Origin of the sequence: Neorhizobium phenanthreniclasticum (genome assembly GCF_040066075.1) — a bacterium.
Taxonomy (GTDB): Bacteria; Pseudomonadota; Alphaproteobacteria; order Rhizobiales; family Rhizobiaceae; genus Neorhizobium; species Neorhizobium petrolearium.
Genome location: NZ_JBEAAL010000012.1, coordinates 109,849 through 127,019, shown reverse-complemented (window position 1 = coordinate 127,019; position 17,171 = coordinate 109,849). Strand labels below are relative to the sequence as shown.

Here is a 17,171-nt window from a genome sequence, read left to right as displayed (position 1 = left end):
GTCCCATTTCGATTGGTCGTTCGCTGCAGCCGCTGTGAGATTGTGCCCAGGCTCGGTGATCTTCAGCACACTGCCGTATGATACCTGCTCGCGATCAACATCAATCCCAACGAGCCTATTCGAAGCGATAGCCAAATAAGGCGATGTCACGCTGATGCCGCCGCGCAATTATTTCCGCATCTTCGTCAGAATAGGACCATCTGTAGCCGCGCTCGCTCCGTGAGGAATTTATTCGTTGGCCATAGGGTACGGTTATCCGAAGCCCGTACTTTTCCTTAAGTGACCGAAGATCTTCCTCGAGCCTCTCCTGCCTCAATACTTCATGGACAGCAATTTTTCCATTCTCATCAATAATCCAGTCACTCACTTGCCTTCGTGCATAATCGTGAAGCGACCTCGGTTGGTCCATATCTTCAAGCCATTTGATATAACCGGAGAAACTCAGGTCTTTTATCTGCTCATGTTCCAACAGCATGCCGGAATTTCTTCCACCAGCATCCTTCGATACGTAGTTAAACCAGGAAAGGTGCCAATCCCATGGATTTCGGATGACTGTGAATAGGACGTACTTGGTAAGGCTATCACCACGCTTCTCAAAAATGTCCCGGTATTCAAGAAAGGTCTTGTGTCCCTTTGCTTCACTCCATCGTAGCGTAGGGCATTGCTTGAAGCGTTCACCAAACGCGCTGTTCACGAAGCTTCCGCCGCACTTCGGTGTGTGGATGTGAATCATGGAAAGACCTCGATTCGACAGAAGGCTCTCGATGAAATTCCGTGGCACTCTCATAAATTCGGTCCTCTGCCGTTAAATAGAACGCATTCTGCGGCTACTCTGATTCACGATGTTCAGGTCTCATCCAGGTCACGACCTTGACGCTCAAGAAACTCCTCAATCGCGATGGCAAGCTCCTGCGGACTGCTTCCCACCGTCTGCAAGTGCATATCTGGCTTTTCAGGGGCTTCGTAGCTGGAATCTATGCCCGTGAAGTTCAGGAGCATCCCAGCTCTTGCCTTGGCATAAAGACCCTTAGGATCACGCCGAGCACACTCCTCAATCGGTGTGTCGATGAAGACCTCAATGAAATCGTGACTGCCCATTAAGTCGCGCGCCATCTGCCTCTCGGAACGAAACGGGGATATGAACGCTACCAACACGATCAGGCCAGCATCCGCCATAAGTTTCGCGACTTCCGCAACACGCCGAATGTTCTCAACACGATCCTCGTCCGTGAAACCCAGATCACGGCAGAGGCCATGCCTCACATTGTCCCCGTCTAGCAGACATGTGTGCCTGCCCTTGGCATGGAGCAATTTCTCCAGATTATTGGCGATAGTTGATTTGCCTGAGCCTGAAAATCCCGTGAACCAAACGATGGCGGGGCGCTGGCGCAACAAATTCGCGCGGGCTTGCGCGGTAACTTCCAGAGTCTGCCAATGAAGATTATCCGCGCGGCGGAGAGGAAAATTGATCATTCCCGCACCAACAGTTCGGTTGGTCAGACGATCAATCAAAATAAAATTTCCAACAAGACGATTATCGCCGTAACTGTCAAAAACAATCGGCGCCTGCGTTGCGACATTGCAGGTGCCGATCTCATTCATGCGCAAAGTTTTGCTCGCAACATGACCCAAGTCTGCAACATCGATCTGATATCTTAGGCTGGTGATCGTCGCGTCGACGCTGTCTGTTTCTGTTTTCAAGATGTAGCTTCGACCCGGAAACATCGGCTCTTTGTCGAGCCAAATTATATTGGCTTGAAACTGATCCGACACATGGGGGCGTCCCTTCGGCGCGACCAGCATGTCTCCTCTGGATAAATCCAGTTCATCTTCGAGAAGCAAAGTAATCGCCTGCCCTTCCACGGCTTGGGGCAGGAAGCCATCGTAAGTGCTGATCTTCATAACTTTTGACATCCGCCCCGACTTGGCAACTACGACTGGGTCACCTACTCCGATACGTCCTGCCGCGACCTGCCCAGAAAATCCTCGGAAATCTGAGTTTGGGCGGGAGACCAATTGGATTGGGAAACGGAATGGTTTGGATGCATCAACCGATGTCGCCGGGACGGTCTCCAGATGCTGAAGTAAAGTCGGGCCCTCGTACCAAGGAGTATTGGTCGACTTTTCGATCACGTTGTCGCCAAAACGGGCCGAAACTGGAATAGGGCAGATTGAGGTAAAGCCAAGGTCCGACGCAAATCGCCTGTATTCAGCGACGATGTCCTCGAATTTTTCTTGATCGAAAGAAACAAGGTCGATCTTATTGACAGCTAAAACGATATGCGGAACCCGCAGAAGTGACGCGATACAGGAATGCCGCCTTGTCTGGGGTAGAATACCCTTGCGGATGTCGACAAGCATGACCGCTAAATCTGCAGTCGAGGCTCCCGTCGCCATATTGCGCGTGTATTCTTCATGACCTGGCGTATCAGCGACGATGAATTTCCGCCTTTCGGTAGCAAAGAAACGATATGCCACATCAATGGTAATGCCCTGCTCCCGTTCGGCTTCCAATCCGTCCAATAGAAGCGCAAAGTCGATGTCATCGCTGGATGTCGTCCCATGTCTGGCAGAGTCGCGTCGCAGCGCTGCCAAGTGATCGTCGAAAATCAGTTTCGTATCGTAAAGCAATCTTCCAATAAGGGTTGACTTTCCATCGTCTACAGAGCCGCAAGTGAAGAAACGCAGCAGCGACTTGTTCTCCTGCTCATGAAGAATTCGGGAGAGGTTCGGTAATTGCTCACTCGGCATATTATCGACCATCAGAAATATCCTTGACGTTTTTTTCGCTCCATGGATCCGGTTTCATCCTTATCAATAAGGCGGCCCTCCCGCTCCGACGTTCGGGTTGTCAACATTTCAAGGATAATTTCCTCCACAGTCGAAGCCTCTGCTTCAATTGCAGCGGTCAGTGGATAGCAACCAAGAGTGCGGAAACGGACCACCCTTTCCTCGATCCGCTCACCAGCCAGTATCGGCATCCTGTCGTCATCGACCATGATCAACGTGCCATCACGATTCACCACTGGCCTTTTTGCAGCGAAGTACAGTGGGACAACTGGAATGCGCTCCTTGAGAATGTACTGCCAAATATCCAGCTCGGTCCAATTCGACAATGGAAAGACCCGGAATGATTCATTCTGGGCAATCCGAGTATTGTAGGTTTTCCACATTTCCGGGCGCTGGTTTTTCGGATCCCAGGCGTGCTGGGAATTACGGACCGAAAAGATCCTTTCCTTGGCGCGAGACTTCTCTTCGTCACGCCGCCCTCCGCCGAAAGCGGCATCGAATCCGTATTTGTCCAACGCCTGCCGCAAAGGAAGAGTTTTCATACTATACGTATAAGCGCTTGATCCATGGGTAAACGGAGTTATGTTTTGCTGCAGCCCCTCCTGACTGGTGTGGATAAGAAGTTCAATCCCGTATTCTCGAGCAACCCGATCACGAAATTCGATCATCGCTCTGAATTTCCACATAGTATCGATGTGCAACAGAGGAAAAGGAGGTCTGGCTGGATGGAATGCCTTCCGCGCAAGGTGAAGCATAACCGAAGAATCCTTGCCGATCGAATACAACATGACCGGCTTGGCGGACGTCGCAACCACCTCCCGCAAGATGTGGATGGCTTCCGCCTCTAGCCTTTGAAGATTGTTAACGATCATCACGTTTTCCTAAACCATACGTCCGTGCTGAAGGCAATTTACCTTTGTCAACAAGTCGGACATTTAATTGTGGCTCCATCCCAGGGAAACCGTTTGCTGTCGTATAGCCGGCTAATCCGCCCGTTAGGCCAGATTGAGGCGTCCGCCCATCTCGTCAACTAAACCACATCGGCTCAATACGATCGAGAGGACGCCGGGAGATGAGTCGAGGATCGGTGCGCTTGCGCGAAACACGGACTTGACTGCTGACCAGCACTGCAATAAACGGCAGCCGGGCAGCGGCTGTGCTGAAGGCCAGGGGCATCGGCGAACTCGAAATCCCGGTGCCGCGGCTGCGATCGCGAACGCGATATACAACGCTACCGGCGTGAGGGTGCGCGGCTATCCGATCACGCTCGACAAGTATTTGGCCAAAGTGCTCGGCACAGGCTGAGCTTCGCCTCGTGACCCTCCGCAGATGCACTGGATGGCAACGGCGGCTCCAAGCGGCAATGGCTTCGACCCTCCGCCGCAACGTTAGTGACCGTTCGCAGTGCGTCGCGAGCGGACGAACATACCGGGCGAGCACCCCAGACGCCGACGAAACGCCGTGCTGAACGCGCTGGCGGACTCGTAGCCGATCTCTTCTGCCAGGCGTTCGAGAGGCTTACCGCCGCGGCTTAGGAGATCTTGAGCCAGCGTCATGCGCCAACGGGAAAGGTATTCCATAGGGGCACAACCAAGGGCTTCGGAAAAGCGGGCCGAGAATGCCGATCGCGACATGCCCGCGAATTTTGCCAGCTCCGCCACCGTCCATCCGGCGCGCACATTGGCATGCATTGCACGAAGGACCGATGCAAGGGCCGGATCCTGCATCCCCGCCAGCAAGCCGGCAGGCAGTGCTCCCGGAGTGATGCTGGGCCAGCGCAGGCATTCGACTAGCATGACCTCCAGGAGGCGTTGAAGCATCATTTCGCGCCCCGGCCTGTCGTTGGCGCACTCGTCCATGATGAGATCAATGATGCGAGCCAGACGGGAGGTATCTCCGTCTTCCGCCCTTATGTGAATCATACCCGGCAACAGGGCCAGCAGCAGCGGGGCATTGACGGGCTCGAGCTGGAATGAGCCGCCGAGCATCTCGAAGTCCGGCTCCCCCTCCGGATCTCCATGCCGGATGCTGCTGAACGATGGAATGCCCGGCACGCATGCCGCACCCGGCTCGCTGAGAAGCGAAAATGCTGGCGAGGCAGGCAAGAGCACGAAGTCGCCCCGCTCCTGCGGCACCGGGTCTGCGCCCTCGATGGACAGCCAGCATCGCCCCTTGAGCACGATGGCGAACCCCGGCGCCGCATAGGCCGAATAGCTCACGCCCCACTTTCCGCGGCCGGTTATCGGCTTCGAGAACACTGCATGAGGGCGCAGCAAGGCGATGATGTCGCTGAAAGGGTCCATTCTGGACGATCCATAATAAAATAAAGACAGATAATTATAGATCGTCCTAATCAAATGTCTATTCTCCGCTCTGACAGAAGCGGAGAAACCAATGACCAAAACAATCCTCATCACCGGAACGTCGTCTGGCTACGGCAAAGCCATCGCCGAGCTTTTCCTCGATCGCGGTTGGAACGTCCTCGCGACCATGCGGCGCCCGGATCCGAGCGTCTTTAAGGTGCAGTCGGATCGGCTGAAAGTGCTTCCGCTCGACGTGACCGACGCCGACAGCATCGCCGGTGCAATCGCCGACGGTGTGGCTGCCTTCGGCGGCATCGACGTCTGGGTGAACAACGCCGGGATCGGCTTGGCCTCCGCGGTAGAGGCGACGCCCGAGGCAACGATCCGAGAGCTGTTCGAGACCAACACGTTCGGCGTGATGGCCTGTTGCCGCGCAATCATTCCGCAGATGCGCAAGCAAAGCCGCGGTATCATCGTCAACGTCACCTCCAGCGTCACCATTGGCGTCATGCCGCTGTCGGCGGTCTATGCCGCCAGCAAATGCGCCATCGAAGGCTTTACCGAGTCGCTCTCCTACGAGTTGAGCCTGTTCGACATCAAGGCCCGGCTCGTCGAGCCCGGCCTGGCGCCGACCACCAGCTTTGGCGCGAATACTGGAACGAGGATGCAAGGGGTTTTTCCTAAGGACTATGAAGGGTTCGTCCAGGCCTTCTTCGAGAAGATGGCGAACTATCCGACACCGTACTGCACCGAGGCTGAAGTCGCGGAGGCCACCTGGACGGCTGCAACGGAGGACGGGAAGCGTATTCGTTATCCCGCCGGCGCCGATACCAAGCTTCTCGCGAAGCTGCGGTGGTCGACCTGCGAAGACCACTACCTGGCGAAGATCAGAGAGCTGTTCATCCCCACGACTATTTTGCCGGCTCCGACTCCCAAGCCCTATCTGGCTTGATTTCAACCGCCTCGTGGGCCTCCTGCCAACTGTTGATGCCGCCTGGGAACCAATGAACGCCGGTATAGCCCTTCATCACCAGCCGCTTGCCGGCGTTCCAGCTCCCCCAGCAGCCGGGAAGGCAAAAGGTGACGATGGGCTTTGAACTGTCGCCTTCAGTCAGTTCTTCCACGCGACGAAAGAAAGTTTCTTCCTGCGCCGCCTCAAAAGATGCTGCTCCGGCGCCCGGAAACCACGCGGCGCCCGGGATGGAGCGATGGGTCGGCAGCCAAAGCCGGTCCCGGGGAAAATCCTCCGGCTTCCTTTCGGCGGGGCCGACATCGAGAAGCACCGGGTTCTTCGGCATGAGCGCCTCAAGGCCTGCCAGATCGATGACGACGGCACCTGTAAGCGTCTTTGGTGTCTCCCCTCGCATCGGTCCGGTCCACAAGCCTTCCGGCTCCGGCACTTCGGCCCGGGACAGTTGCGTGCCCGCCGCGGTCATCAACAACGCAATCGCAAGTGAAGCGGCAACCCTCACCAAGGCTCCAATCAGGTCGGACATGCCTACACCTCAATTCGTGACCGGAGGCACTTTGAAACTCTGCTCCCAGCGCTCTCCTTTGGTGTCGGACGCGACCACCTTCATCGGCTCGTTGCCACCCGGCACGAAATTGAAGCCGATTGCGGGATTTGAGGACAGGGAGATATCGCCAGACACTTCCAGGACAGTCTGGTCGCCATAGGAGACGGTCACCTTGTCGATGTAACGCGACGGCGTGTAAAGCCGGGTGAGTTGGTTCATCTGCATTCCGGTGAAATTCGGATGGCGGATCATCAGCGTTGCCTCGGCAGGTTGTCCGTCCTGCATGCTCTCCGCGAACTTCATTCTCATTTCACCCATTCCCTTCATCGCTTCCGCGTCACTCGGTCCGGAGGGCGCCGAACAGCCGCCGGAGGCCTTCACGAAGGCGACAGCTGAAAACAGCTTTCCCTCTTTCGTCTCGGCAACGGCGTGAACGTTGGTGTAGGTGTCGACCCGCACACGCAGCTGCAGCGAGCCAGGATCCGCAGCCAGCCCGAAGGTGACGTGAGCGGCAAGCGGCGCAGGATTGTCATCGATCACAAGATAGACCGATTTGATCCTGTCCTTTTCGGGCATCGTCAGAGTGATCGGAACGAGCGCAGCATCCTGCGCACGCTTTGGCGCATCGATCTTGATCAAGGAATCGGTTGGAAGAACTTCCCGATCATCGAAGAGATAGTCGGCAATCAGTTGCCAGCGCTCCTCTCGCTTGGCATCAGCCTGAGAGGAATCTGCGGCGGGAGCCGGCCCGGCGCAGATCGCCGTAATCAAAGCGGCCGCAAAGGCCGGTCGCAATATGTGCATCATATTCTCCTCCCTGCTTCGATCCGAAGCCTACTCCCATTCAAGCTCCTTGTAAGCTTGAATGACGTTGCGGCCATTATAGTCGTCGAACAACACCCAGCCTTCGCCCACTCCCGCAGCCACCGTTCGGCTGGCCTCGTCTATCGCAATGCCCTGCGCTATCGCCTTGCGTGTTTCATCGCGGAGAGCCGTGAGATAGCGCACCTGTTTTGCCACGGCCGGTCCGAAGTCCACCATCGCCGGCCCATGCCCCGGCACTGCGCGGGCAGCACCAACGCCCTTGAGCCGCTCGGCTTCGATCAGCCATCCGGGCAGGCTTCCATCCAGCGAGGGAACGCGATCGACAAAAAGCAGATCCGCGGGAAACAGCGTCCCCGTCGAGGTGTCGAACATCGACAGGTCGCAATCGGTGTGCGCGGTGCCGTGCGCGGTAAACCGGATAATGCGGTCACCGAGATCGACCTCGGCGACATCTTCTATCTCCCGGGTGGGATATACGATGCCGCCTACGTTCTCCGATCCGACGATCTCGACAAGACGCTGGCGATAATAGCTTCCCCGCGCATCGAGCGCGGACCTCAAAGCGTGATGACCGACGAAATCCGGCCGCTCTTCAGCAAAGGCCGCAGCACCAAGGCAATGATCGGGATGGACGTGGGTCATTACGACATGCCGGATCGGTTTGCTGGTCCGGTTCCTGATTTCTGAAAGGAGCCATTGCCCATCTGCCAGACTGCCTCCGGGATCGATCACGAGCACGCTATCGCGTCCGATGATGAAACCTATATTGGCAATGCCTCCGCTATTGGCCCGTGTCGCTTCCTCGTGCGGCGCCTCACGAATGAAGAGGCCGTTCCCGACATCTTTCAGCGAAAGAGACGCGGCCGCAAAGCCACGCATCGGCACGCAGCACAGACAGAGACCCATTGCCAACGCTGCACGCCGCGTGAAGCGGGCGCTAACGGCGGGCTGTCCGGCATCATCGACCCAGTTGAGCCTATCTATCGACATTCCCTAAAATAGCACGTTTCACCTCGACCTGGTAGCCGAAGCAGAGTGTCATCGTGCAATGGGTGTTTGCCATCCCGGACAAAATCCCGAACTCACGATCGGCGCTTGAACGTATGTTCGGGCCCCGGGAACTGGCGTGCGCGAACTTCGCGCGCATAATCCTCGGCTGCCTTGCGAACCCGCTGACCCAGTTCGTCATACCGCTTCACGAAGCGGGGCGTGAAGTCGTTGAAGAGGCCCAGCATGTCATCGGAGACCAGAATCTGCCCATCGCATGCCGAGGATGCGCCGATGCCGATGGTGGGAACCTCGACCTGTGCCGTCAGCTCCCTGGCAAGAGTTTCGACCGTTCCTTCGATGACAACTGCGAATGCCCCGGAGCTGCCGATGGCGCTTGCGTCACGCCGAAGCTTTGCGGACTCCTCATCCGAATGGCCGACCGAACGATAACCACCGGCCGTGTGAACCTGCTGGGGCATCAGGCCGATATGACCGAGCACGGGAACGCCCCGCGTCGTCAGAAAGGCAATCGTCTCAGCCATCTCCTCCCCGCCTTCGAGCTTCACCGCATCGCATCCTGTTTCCTGAAGAAGGCGGACGGCATTCCGGAAAGCGACCTCCCTGGACTCCTGATAGGAGCCGAAAGGCATGTCGACGGCGACGCACGCATTTTTAACGCCCCGCATGACTGCCTGTCCGTGGGCAATCATCATATCGAGCGTCACCGAAACGGTCGTCTCCATGCCGTAGAGGACCATGCCGAGCGAATCCCCGACAAGCAGCAGATCGCAATGCGCATCCAGCAGACGTGCCATCGGTGTCGTATACGCGGCCAGGCAGACGATCGGCTGCCCGCCTTTCATTGAACGGATACGCTTCGGCGTAATGCGCCCTTGTTTTGCCGGGACACTCATCGAAATCTCTCTTTCATTGCACGCCTCGGCGGCCAATGACCCTGTTGTCAAGAAGCCGTGTGGAGCCGATGCGGACGAACAGCGCGACGACGACCAGCTCGTCAATCAATGCGACAGGCTGCAAGGTCGAAGCATCTCTCACTGCAACGACCTCCGCATTTGCCAAGGGTTCCCGGCCGATGAATTCGCGCAGCATTTCCTCAAGCCTGACCGGATCGGTCTGGCCCGACCGCACAAGTCGTTCCGCTTCATCGAGCGTACGCGGCACAATCGCCGCGGCGCGCCGCTCCACCTCCGAAAGATAGACATTGCGCGACGACAGAGCCAGCCCGTCTGTATCCCGTACAGTTGGAACGGCAATGACCCGAACCGGAAGCGCCAGGTCTTCGACCATTCGCTTGATGATGACGACCTGCTGATAGTCCTTTTCGCCGAAATAGGCCGTCTGCGGCTGGACGATATTGAAGAGTTTGCAGACCACCGTGGCGACACCGGCAAAATGACCCGGCCGCACCGCGCCTTCCAGTTCGCGCCCGAGATCAGGCACGTCGACGACGGTGAGCATGGGACGGGGGTACATGTCCTCACCGCCCGGGGCGAACAGGATATCGACACCGGCAGCCTCCAGCATGCTGCTGTCGCGCGGCAGATCGCGTGGATACCGGCTCAGATCCTCATTGGCGCCGAACTGCAATGGATTTACGAAGATCGAGGTTACGACGATGTCGTTTTCCGCGCGGGCTCGCGAGACGAGTTCCATATGGCCGGCGTGCAGATAGCCCATGGTGGGAACAAATCCGACCCGCTTTCCCGGCTTTGCCTGCAGACGCAAACTATCGCGCAGCTCATCGATCGCCTGGATAACCCGCATCATCTCTCCCTCGGTGCGCCAAGCTTGTGGCGATCTGAATAGAGACCGGCCCTGCGGGGAGTCAACGTGCCCCAACCATTAATAACGATTAGATGTTAAGGCCGCTCACGAGGCGGTCCGAAGCCGGACGCGATCTTTTGCGGCGCGTGATCGCTCAAAATATGATCCAGTTGATCCTTCGGGCCATCCTTGGCATAACCGCCGCTATAAAATCTGGATCATGCCGATGGACCAAACATTTGATATCGGGGCGCGGCTCAACGCCATGCGGCTGGCAGCCGGCCTATCCCAGCGTCAGCTCGCAGAGCGAGCCGGTGTGCCTCATGCTCAGATATCGAACGTGGAGACCAACAAGGTCAGCCCCTCTGTTGCGACATTGCGCAAGATCCTGAACGGCCTCGGCGTCGGCATGGGTGATTTTTTCGAACCGGAGCGCAGCCCTCCGAAAGGCCCGTTCTTCTCGGCGCATGAACTCGTTGATCTGACCTCGAAAATCGCCGCCTCGCCGATTTCCGGCAGCGATGACGGAACACTCGTTTTTCGCCAGATCGGCGATGCACGGACACATAACCTCCAGATTCTCCACGAAGTCTATGAACCGAACGCGGATACCGGCGACACGCTGCTGCAGCATGCCTCGTCCGAAGGAGGGTATGTGGTCGAGGGCGAATTGGAGGTCACCGTCGGGGACGACGTGCGCGTGCTCAAGGCTGGCGAGGCCTATCTCTTCGACAGCCGCGTGCCGCATCGCTTCCGGAACCTTTCCGATCGCCGCACGATCGTCATCTCCGCCTGCTCTCCACCTTATCTGTAATTCCTAGGGCTGCCCTATTGCTCAAAATATTGAGCAAAGATATACCTTGATCATCGACATCAGGGGACACTGCGATGACCGTTTCATCAGATCTGCATTCGCGCCAGAAAGCTGCCGTGGCAGGTGGCGTTGGCACCCGCGCCATCTTCGCGGAGAAGGCACTGAACGCCGAACTTTGGGATGTGGACGGCAGGCGCTTCATCGATTTCGCGGCCGGCATCGCCGTCAACAATACGGGTCACCGTCACCCGACCATTATGCGCGCCGTCGCCGAACAGGCCGAACGCTTCACCCATACCTGCTTCCACGTCGCGCCCTACGAAGGTTATGTCCGGCTCGCAGAGCGGCTGAACGCGATCGCGCCGACGGGTGCCGAAAACCGCACCATGCTGGTCACGACCGGCGCCGAAGCGGTGGAGAATGCCGTGAAGGTCGCCCGCGCCTATACCGGCCGTGCCGGCATCATCGCGTTCTCGGGCGCCTTCCATGGCCGCACCATGCTCGGCATGGCGCTGACCGGCAAGGTCATGCCCTACAAGAAGAATTTCGGTCCCTTCCCGGCCGATATCTATCACGCCCCCTTCCCCAACCCCTATCTCGGCTTCTCGACCGAAGATGCGATCGCCGGTCTGGAACGCCTGTTCGCCGCAGACGTCGATCCGGAACGAATCTCGGCGTTCATCGTCGAGCCGGTGCAGGGCGAAGGCGGCTTCAACATCGCGCCGAAGGAATTCCTCATCCGGCTCCGCGAGATCGCCGATAGATACGGGATCGTGCTGATCGCCGACGAGGTGCAGGCGGGAATGGCGCGCACGGGAAAAATGTTCGGCTTCGAGCATGCCGGCGTCAAGCCGGACCTCGTCACCATGGCGAAGGGCTTAGCCGGCGGTTTCCCGCTTTCCGCCGTCACCGGAAAGGCCGAGATCATGAATGCGGCGCATCCCGGCGGTCTTGGCGGCACCTATGCCGGCAATCCGCTGAGCGTCGCAGCCGCCAATGCCGTGCTTGACGTCATCGAGAGCGAGAAACTGTGCGAGCGTGCGGCGGAAGTCGGGCGCAGGATCACGGAGCGGTTGACGTCGATCGCATCGCGCCAGGGCATGGAACGCATCGGCGAAGTCCGCGGACTCGGCGCCATGGTGGCATTCGAACTGGTTGAGGACCGCGAGTCCAAGGCGGCCAGCCCGGCGATCACCAACCGTATTGTTGCGGAAGCGGAAGCCCGCGGCCTCATTCTGCTGTCTTGCGGAACGCGTCTTAACGTGATCCGTTTGCTGCCGCCGCTGACGATCGAATGGGATGTTCTTGAAGAAGGGCTCAACATTCTCGAAGCTTCGATCGAAGCCGCATTTTCGGATGCGACCGCTCCAGTGGCAGCCTGAGCTGCGTCCGTGCGAATGGATGCCGGTATAGACGAAAAAGAGGGAACTGCATGAACGGCGCCGATATGCTTTGTGATGTCCTGCTGGTAAACGGCATCGACGTCTGTTTCGCCAATCCCGGTACATCGGAGATGCATTTCGTCGCGGCGCTCGACCGCAAGCCCGCCATGCGCTGCGTCCTCGGTCTTTCGGAAGGCGTTGTGACGGGAGCTGCCGATGGCTACGCTCGCATGGCGGACAAGCCTGCTGCGACACTCCTGCATCTGGGACCCGGCCTCGCCAACGGTCTTGCCAACCTTCACAACGCTCGTCGCGCACGCACGCCCATTCTCAACGTCGTCGGCGATCATGCATCCTATCACCTGCAATATGATGCACCGCTGACGAGCGACATCGAAAGCCTGGCACGGCCGATGTCCCATTGGGTCGGACGTGCTGGCGGAGCTCACGATATACGCCGTTGCACCGAAGAGGGCTTTGCCGCGTCGATCACCCGCCGCGGCGTCTCGACGATGATCCTGCCGGCCGATGCCGCCTGGGGCGAGGTTTCGCCGGAAACGCTTTCTCCCGTTGCCATCCCCGAGCCTCCGGCAATCGAACCGGAAGCGTTGAAGGCTTCCGTCACGGCGCTTCGCAGCGGCAAACGCGCCGTGATCATCCTCTCCGGCCACGCCCTGCGCGAAAAGCCGGTCGAGACCGCCGGTCGTATTGCGGCGGCAACCGGTGCGGCTCTTTTCTCGACATCGTCGGCCAGAAGCGCACGCGGTGCGGGGCGCGTTTTGGTACAGCCCGTTCCTTACAATATCGAGCTGGCGATCGAGGCGTTGAAGGAATTCGAGGTGGCGATCTGCATCGGCGGGCCTCGCCCCGTTACCTTCTTCGCCTATCCCGGCAAGCCGAGCACGACGTTGCCACCGGACTGCCGGGTGATCCAGCTCGCCGAGCATGAGCACGATCTCGCCGATGCGCTGGAGCAACTGGCGGATGGGCTCGGCATCAGGCCGAATGCGAACTTCGCCCGCAACGCTTTCCGTCAGAACGAGATACGGGTGCCAAACGGTGCTCTAACACCGGATGCCGTCAGCCTGGCGATTGCTCGCTACCTGCCGGAAAATGCCATCGTCATTGACGAGGCACTGACCTCGATCGGCCAGCATACCGCACTCGCGCCCGGCCTTCATCCGCATGACCACCTGCCCATCACCGGCGGTTCGATCGGCATCGGCATCCCGCTTGCGGCAGGTGCTGCGATCGGCGCGCCGGATCGCAAGGTTGTGGCGATGCAGGCCGATGGCAGCGGCATGTACACGGTTCAGGGCCTGTGGACCCAGGCGCGCGAGCAACTCGACATCGTGACGATCGTCTTTGCGAACAACGCCTATCGCATCCTGCAGGGTGAGATGACCAATGTCGGCGTGAATTCCTATGGCGTGAATGCCCGCAAGATGCTCGACCTCGACCAGCCGAAACTCGACTGGTGCTCGCTTGCCAAGGGCCTCGGCGTTGAAGCCGGCCGTGCCACAACTGTCGAGGAATTCGTAAAGCTCTATACCGCCGCGCTCGGCCGTAGAGGACCGTTTCTCATCGAAGCCGCAATCGTCTGATCAGGCCGCGTTCGCTGCGGAAACCATGATCATCTCGACCTTCAGGTCCGGGCTCGCCAATCGCGCTTCGAAACAGGCGCGCGCCGGCGGCGCGATGCCGGAGACCCAATCGTCCCAGACCTCGTTCATGGGGGCATAATCATCCATGTCCGCCAGCATGATCGCGCAGAAGATGAGGCCTTCCTTGGCGCTGCCGATTTCCGCCAGCCGGCCTTCTGCCTTGGCGAGAAGCTGCCGCGTCTGCTCTGCAATGCTCAGCGAACCGTCATAGGGTGCCTGAGGCGTGCAGGCAAAATAACCCGTACCTTGATGGACGACGGCGAGGCTGCCGCGCTGGCCGACGCCGAAACGCCGGATGATCGACGAAAAGTCCGAGTTCATGGGGCTACCTATTTGGTGATGACGAAGACAGCTTCGGGCGTCCAGCTGATGCAGCATTCCTCGCCTTCCTTGATGATCACCACGTCCGCGCCAAGCACACGCACCCGCATGGAGAGTTCTCCTGCCCGGCCGATAACGAGCGCGTTGTCACCGTAGTTGACGATGGTTTCGACCTTCATGCGCACGTTCTTGCGCCCCTCGATCGGATTGCGTGAAAGCTTGATATGCTCCGGCCGGATGAGCAGCGTCACGTTCTGGCCGTCGGAGAGAGCTTCGCTGCCCGCATAATCAAAGGGCCCGAGCGTCGGATTGTCCGCCGTCTTCGTCATCGCATTGGTGATGGTTGCCGGAATGAGGTTGCTCTCGCCGATGAAGGTGGCGACGAATGCGGTGCGCGGGCGATGATAGATATCGAGGGGTGCGGCCGCCTGCTCGATCCGCCCCTTCTCGAAAACCACGATGCGGTCGGACATGGACATGGCTTCCGACTGATCATGAGTGACGAAAATGGTGGTCACGCCCAAGCTGCGTTGGATGCGCTTGATCTCGATCTGCATCTGCTCGCGCAGGTTCTTGTCAAGCGCGCCGAGCGGTTCGTCGAGCAGGAGCAGCGATGGCTCGAAGACCAGCGCGCGGGCAAGCGCTACGCGTTGCTGCTGGCCGCCGGAAAGTTCCTTCGGGTGGCGATGACCGAAACCCTTGAGACCGACAAGCGAGAGCATGTCTTCCGCCCGCTTCAAGCCCTGAGAACGGCCGACACCACGCATCTGAAGGGGAAAATACACGTTCTCAACGGCCGTCTTGTGTGGGAAAAGCGCGTAGTTCTGGAAGACTATGCCGATATTGCGTTGATGCGGCGCGAGTTGCGAGATCGACTGCCCGCCGATCTCGACCGCGCCGCCGCTCGCCTTCTCGAAGCCGGCGATGATCATCAAGGTCGTCGTCTTGCCGGAGCCGCTCGGGCCTAGGAAGGTCACGAATTCTCCCTTGTCGACCGAGAGGCTTACATTGTCGAGCGCCGTGAAATGCCCGTAGCTCTTGGTGATGTTGGAGAGTTGCAGGTAGCTCGTCATGAGAAATCCTTGGGATCAGTGTGCGCCGGCGGATCGGCTCGGCTTGGGCACGCGGCTGCGGAGCGCGCCGACGAAATAGGGAGCGGCGATACCGATCAGCACGACGAAGAAGAGCAACGTCGAGATGACTGCAATCACCGGGTCCGCCTCCTGGCGGATGCTGTCGAACATCTTGCGCGGCAGCGTCTCCGCGTCGCGGCCGGAAATGAAGATCGCCACCACGGTCTCGTCGAACGACTGGATGAAGGCGAAGAGCGAGCTGATGATCAGGCCCGGCCGCAGGATCGGCAGCGTGATGTGGAGAAAGGTTCTTGTGGGGCTTGCGCCCAGGCTCTGGGCCGCCCGCTCCAGATTGCGGTCGAAACCCTTGAGATTGGCGGAGAGCACCAGGAAGGCGATCGGCACAGACAAGCAGGTATGCGCGAGGATGACGCCGAGATGGGTATGGACCAGCTTCAACTGCCCGAAATAGGAATAGTACCCGATCGCCATGACGATATGGGGAACCGCCATCGGCATCAGCATCATCAGGTCGGCGAAACCTTTGCCGCGAAAGCGATGACGCACGAGCGCGAAGGTTGCCGGCACGACCAGCGCCATGGTCAGGATCGTCGTCGCGGTAGCGATGAGAATGCTGTTCCAGGTGGGCACGAGCCAATTGGGGTCGGTGAAATAGGCGCGGTAGTAGCCGAGCCAGTAGCCGGGCGGCGGGAACTGCAGCGAACTCGCATTGGATAAGGACATCGGCACCACAATGACCAACGGTGCTGCAATGAAGAGTACGACGATGAAGCCTGCCCAACGCATGAACGTATTCATGACCGATCACCCCCAGAGTTTGTCGAGGCCGAAACGACGGTGATAGATAGTCAGGATGATCAGCGTCACGACGAGCAGCACCATCGCCATGGCGGAACCGAGGCCAAAAGCCAGGAATTCCTCGATCTGATGGCCGATCAGGCCGGCGATCATCTGTTCGCGCGGGCTGCCGAGCAGCACCGGCGTGACGTAGAAGCCGAGGCAGATAACGAAGACCAGCACCGATCCATTGGCAATCCCAGGTGCCGTCAGCGGCAGGTAGACATGCCGGAAGAGCGACCAGCCTTTGGCACCGAGGCTTTCTGCCGAGCGGATCAGCGCCGGATCGATCTTCTTCATGACCGAATAGATGTTCATGATCATGTAGGGCGCCAGGATGTGGACCATGGCGAGCGTCGAGGAAAAACGGGTGAAGAGAAGCTGTGGGGGTTGCTCGATGCCGATCATCTGCAGGAAGGCGATCAGCGGGCCGTTGTTGCCAAGCAGCACCATCCACGAATAGGTGCGCACCAGGAAGCTCGTCCAGAAGCTCATGGTCACAAGAAGCAGGATGAGCATCGCCGTGCGCGGCTTGGAATGCGCCATCAGATAGGCCAACGGATAACCGACCGCGAGGCAGCAAAGCGTCACGAAAGCAGCAGTCGCGAAGGTGTTGACGAAGACGCGCTGATAAAGCGTGCCCGTCAGAACCTTCTGGTAATTGGCGAACGAAACACGCGGTTCGGTAAAGCTCATGATCGCCACGTCGGCGAGCGGCACGACGAAGAAGACGAGCATGTAGATACCGAGCGGTGCAAGCAGCAACCAGGGCCAGATATTCGTCTTTTCCGTCAGTCTTGAAAGGCTCATGCCCATTGCCGTTCCTTCTCATGGCAAGCGGGGTCGATA

Annotated in this window: 18 protein-coding genes; 5 read left to right on the top strand and 13 right to left on the bottom strand. The window is 58.7% G+C overall.

Annotated features, from left to right (window positions below; genetic code table 11):
* Positions 1-115: 115 nt before the first annotated feature.
* From ABK249_RS17265 to cysD, 3 genes are all read right to left on the bottom strand, one after another.
* Positions 116-733: a sulfotransferase family protein gene (locus tag ABK249_RS17265; protein WP_037145778.1), complete on the bottom strand. Its 618-nt coding sequence runs from the start codon at positions 731-733 to the stop codon at positions 116-118.
* 113 nt (positions 734-846) lie between these two features.
* Positions 847-2,763 carry a sulfate adenylyltransferase subunit CysN gene (gene cysN, locus ABK249_RS17260; RefSeq protein WP_348863461.1) on the bottom strand — a complete coding sequence of 639 codons (1,917 nt, stop codon included), beginning with the start codon at positions 2,761-2,763 and terminating at the stop codon, positions 847-849.
* Positions 2,763-3,662, bottom strand: a complete 900-nt coding sequence (gene cysD / locus ABK249_RS17255; protein WP_037145774.1) for a sulfate adenylyltransferase subunit CysD — start codon at positions 3,660-3,662, stop codon at positions 2,763-2,765. The genes cysN and cysD overlap by 1 nt, the downstream gene beginning before the upstream one ends.
* Before the next feature lie 238 nt (positions 3,663-3,900).
* Here cysD and ABK249_RS17250 point away from each other — a divergent pair, with 238 nt between their 5' ends.
* Positions 3,901-4,095: a hypothetical protein gene (locus ABK249_RS17250; RefSeq protein ID WP_348863460.1), complete on the top strand. Its 195-nt coding sequence runs from the start codon at positions 3,901-3,903 to the stop codon at positions 4,093-4,095.
* Between the two features lie 83 nt (positions 4,096-4,178).
* On the opposite strand, the gene ABK249_RS17245 is transcribed toward ABK249_RS17250, so the two are convergent.
* Entirely contained in the window at positions 4,179-5,093 is a 915-nt protein-coding gene (locus ABK249_RS17245) for an AraC family transcriptional regulator (protein ID WP_348863459.1), read from the bottom strand.
* A 91-nt stretch (positions 5,094-5,184) separates the two neighbouring features.
* On the opposite strand from ABK249_RS17245, the gene ABK249_RS17240 reads away from it, so the two are divergent.
* The gene (locus ABK249_RS17240; protein ID WP_348863458.1) at positions 5,185-6,045 is read left to right on the top strand and encodes an SDR family oxidoreductase; all 861 of its coding nucleotides are present in this window, start codon (positions 5,185-5,187) and stop codon (positions 6,043-6,045) included.
* Here the strand turns inward: ABK249_RS17240 and ABK249_RS17235 are convergent.
* The 5 genes from ABK249_RS17235 to panC all read right to left on the bottom strand — a co-directional run bounded on the left by ABK249_RS17235 (position 6,005) and on the right by panC (position 10,210).
* Positions 6,005-6,589 (bottom strand): rhodanese-like domain-containing protein, encoded by a 585-nt coding sequence (locus tag ABK249_RS17235; RefSeq protein ID WP_348863457.1) that lies wholly within the window; start codon positions 6,587-6,589, stop codon positions 6,005-6,007. The genes ABK249_RS17240 and ABK249_RS17235 overlap by 41 nt on opposite strands.
* Positions 6,590-6,598: 9 nt before the next feature.
* Positions 6,599-7,417: a quinoprotein dehydrogenase-associated SoxYZ-like carrier gene (locus ABK249_RS17230; protein WP_415926444.1), complete on the bottom strand. Its 819-nt coding sequence runs from the start codon at positions 7,415-7,417 to the stop codon at positions 6,599-6,601.
* A 27-nt stretch (positions 7,418-7,444) separates the two neighbouring features.
* Positions 7,445-8,425 carry a quinoprotein relay system zinc metallohydrolase 2 gene (locus ABK249_RS17225; RefSeq protein WP_348863456.1) on the bottom strand — a complete coding sequence of 327 codons (981 nt, stop codon included), beginning with the start codon at positions 8,423-8,425 and terminating at the stop codon, positions 7,445-7,447.
* 92 nt (positions 8,426-8,517) lie between these two features.
* On the bottom strand, positions 8,518-9,339 hold the full coding sequence (gene panB / locus ABK249_RS17220) for a 3-methyl-2-oxobutanoate hydroxymethyltransferase (protein ID WP_037145763.1): 822 nt from the start codon (positions 9,337-9,339) through the stop codon (positions 8,518-8,520).
* A 13-nt stretch (positions 9,340-9,352) separates the two neighbouring features.
* On the bottom strand, positions 9,353-10,210 hold the full coding sequence (gene panC, locus ABK249_RS17215) for a pantoate--beta-alanine ligase (protein WP_037145760.1): 858 nt from the start codon (positions 10,208-10,210) through the stop codon (positions 9,353-9,355).
* Between the two features lie 226 nt (positions 10,211-10,436).
* Between panC and ABK249_RS17210 the strand changes: the two genes are divergently transcribed.
* The 3 genes from ABK249_RS17210 (at position 10,437) to ABK249_RS17200 (ending at position 14,010) form a co-directional block, all read left to right on the top strand.
* Positions 10,437-11,024, top strand: coding sequence for a cupin domain-containing protein (locus ABK249_RS17210; protein ID WP_037145759.1), 588 nt, complete (start codon positions 10,437-10,439; stop codon positions 11,022-11,024).
* Positions 11,025-11,098: 74 nt separating this feature from the next.
* On the top strand, positions 11,099-12,406 hold the full coding sequence (gene gabT / locus ABK249_RS17205) for a 4-aminobutyrate--2-oxoglutarate transaminase (protein WP_037145757.1): 1,308 nt from the start codon (positions 11,099-11,101) through the stop codon (positions 12,404-12,406).
* Between the two features lie 50 nt (positions 12,407-12,456).
* Positions 12,457-14,010: an acetolactate synthase large subunit gene (locus ABK249_RS17200; protein WP_037145755.1), complete on the top strand. Its 1,554-nt coding sequence runs from the start codon at positions 12,457-12,459 to the stop codon at positions 14,008-14,010.
* Here ABK249_RS17200 and ABK249_RS17195 read toward each other — a convergent pair whose 3' ends face one another.
* Genes ABK249_RS17195 through ABK249_RS17180 form a run of 4 tightly spaced genes read right to left on the bottom strand, consistent with a single transcriptional unit; the run spans position 14,011 to position 17,138 of the window.
* On the bottom strand, positions 14,011-14,391 hold the full coding sequence (locus ABK249_RS17195; RefSeq protein WP_037145753.1) for a RidA family protein: 381 nt from the start codon (positions 14,389-14,391) through the stop codon (positions 14,011-14,013).
* Positions 14,392-14,399: 8 nt separating this feature from the next.
* Positions 14,400-15,464: an ABC transporter ATP-binding protein gene (locus tag ABK249_RS17190; protein WP_037145750.1), complete on the bottom strand. Its 1,065-nt coding sequence runs from the start codon at positions 15,462-15,464 to the stop codon at positions 14,400-14,402.
* A 15-nt stretch (positions 15,465-15,479) separates the two neighbouring features.
* Positions 15,480-16,283: an ABC transporter permease gene (locus ABK249_RS17185; RefSeq protein ID WP_037145748.1), complete on the bottom strand. Its 804-nt coding sequence runs from the start codon at positions 16,281-16,283 to the stop codon at positions 15,480-15,482.
* A gap of 6 nt (positions 16,284-16,289) precedes the next feature.
* Positions 16,290-17,138: an ABC transporter permease gene (locus tag ABK249_RS17180; RefSeq protein ID WP_348863455.1), complete on the bottom strand. Its 849-nt coding sequence runs from the start codon at positions 17,136-17,138 to the stop codon at positions 16,290-16,292.
* Positions 17,139-17,171: the final 33 nt, after the last annotated feature.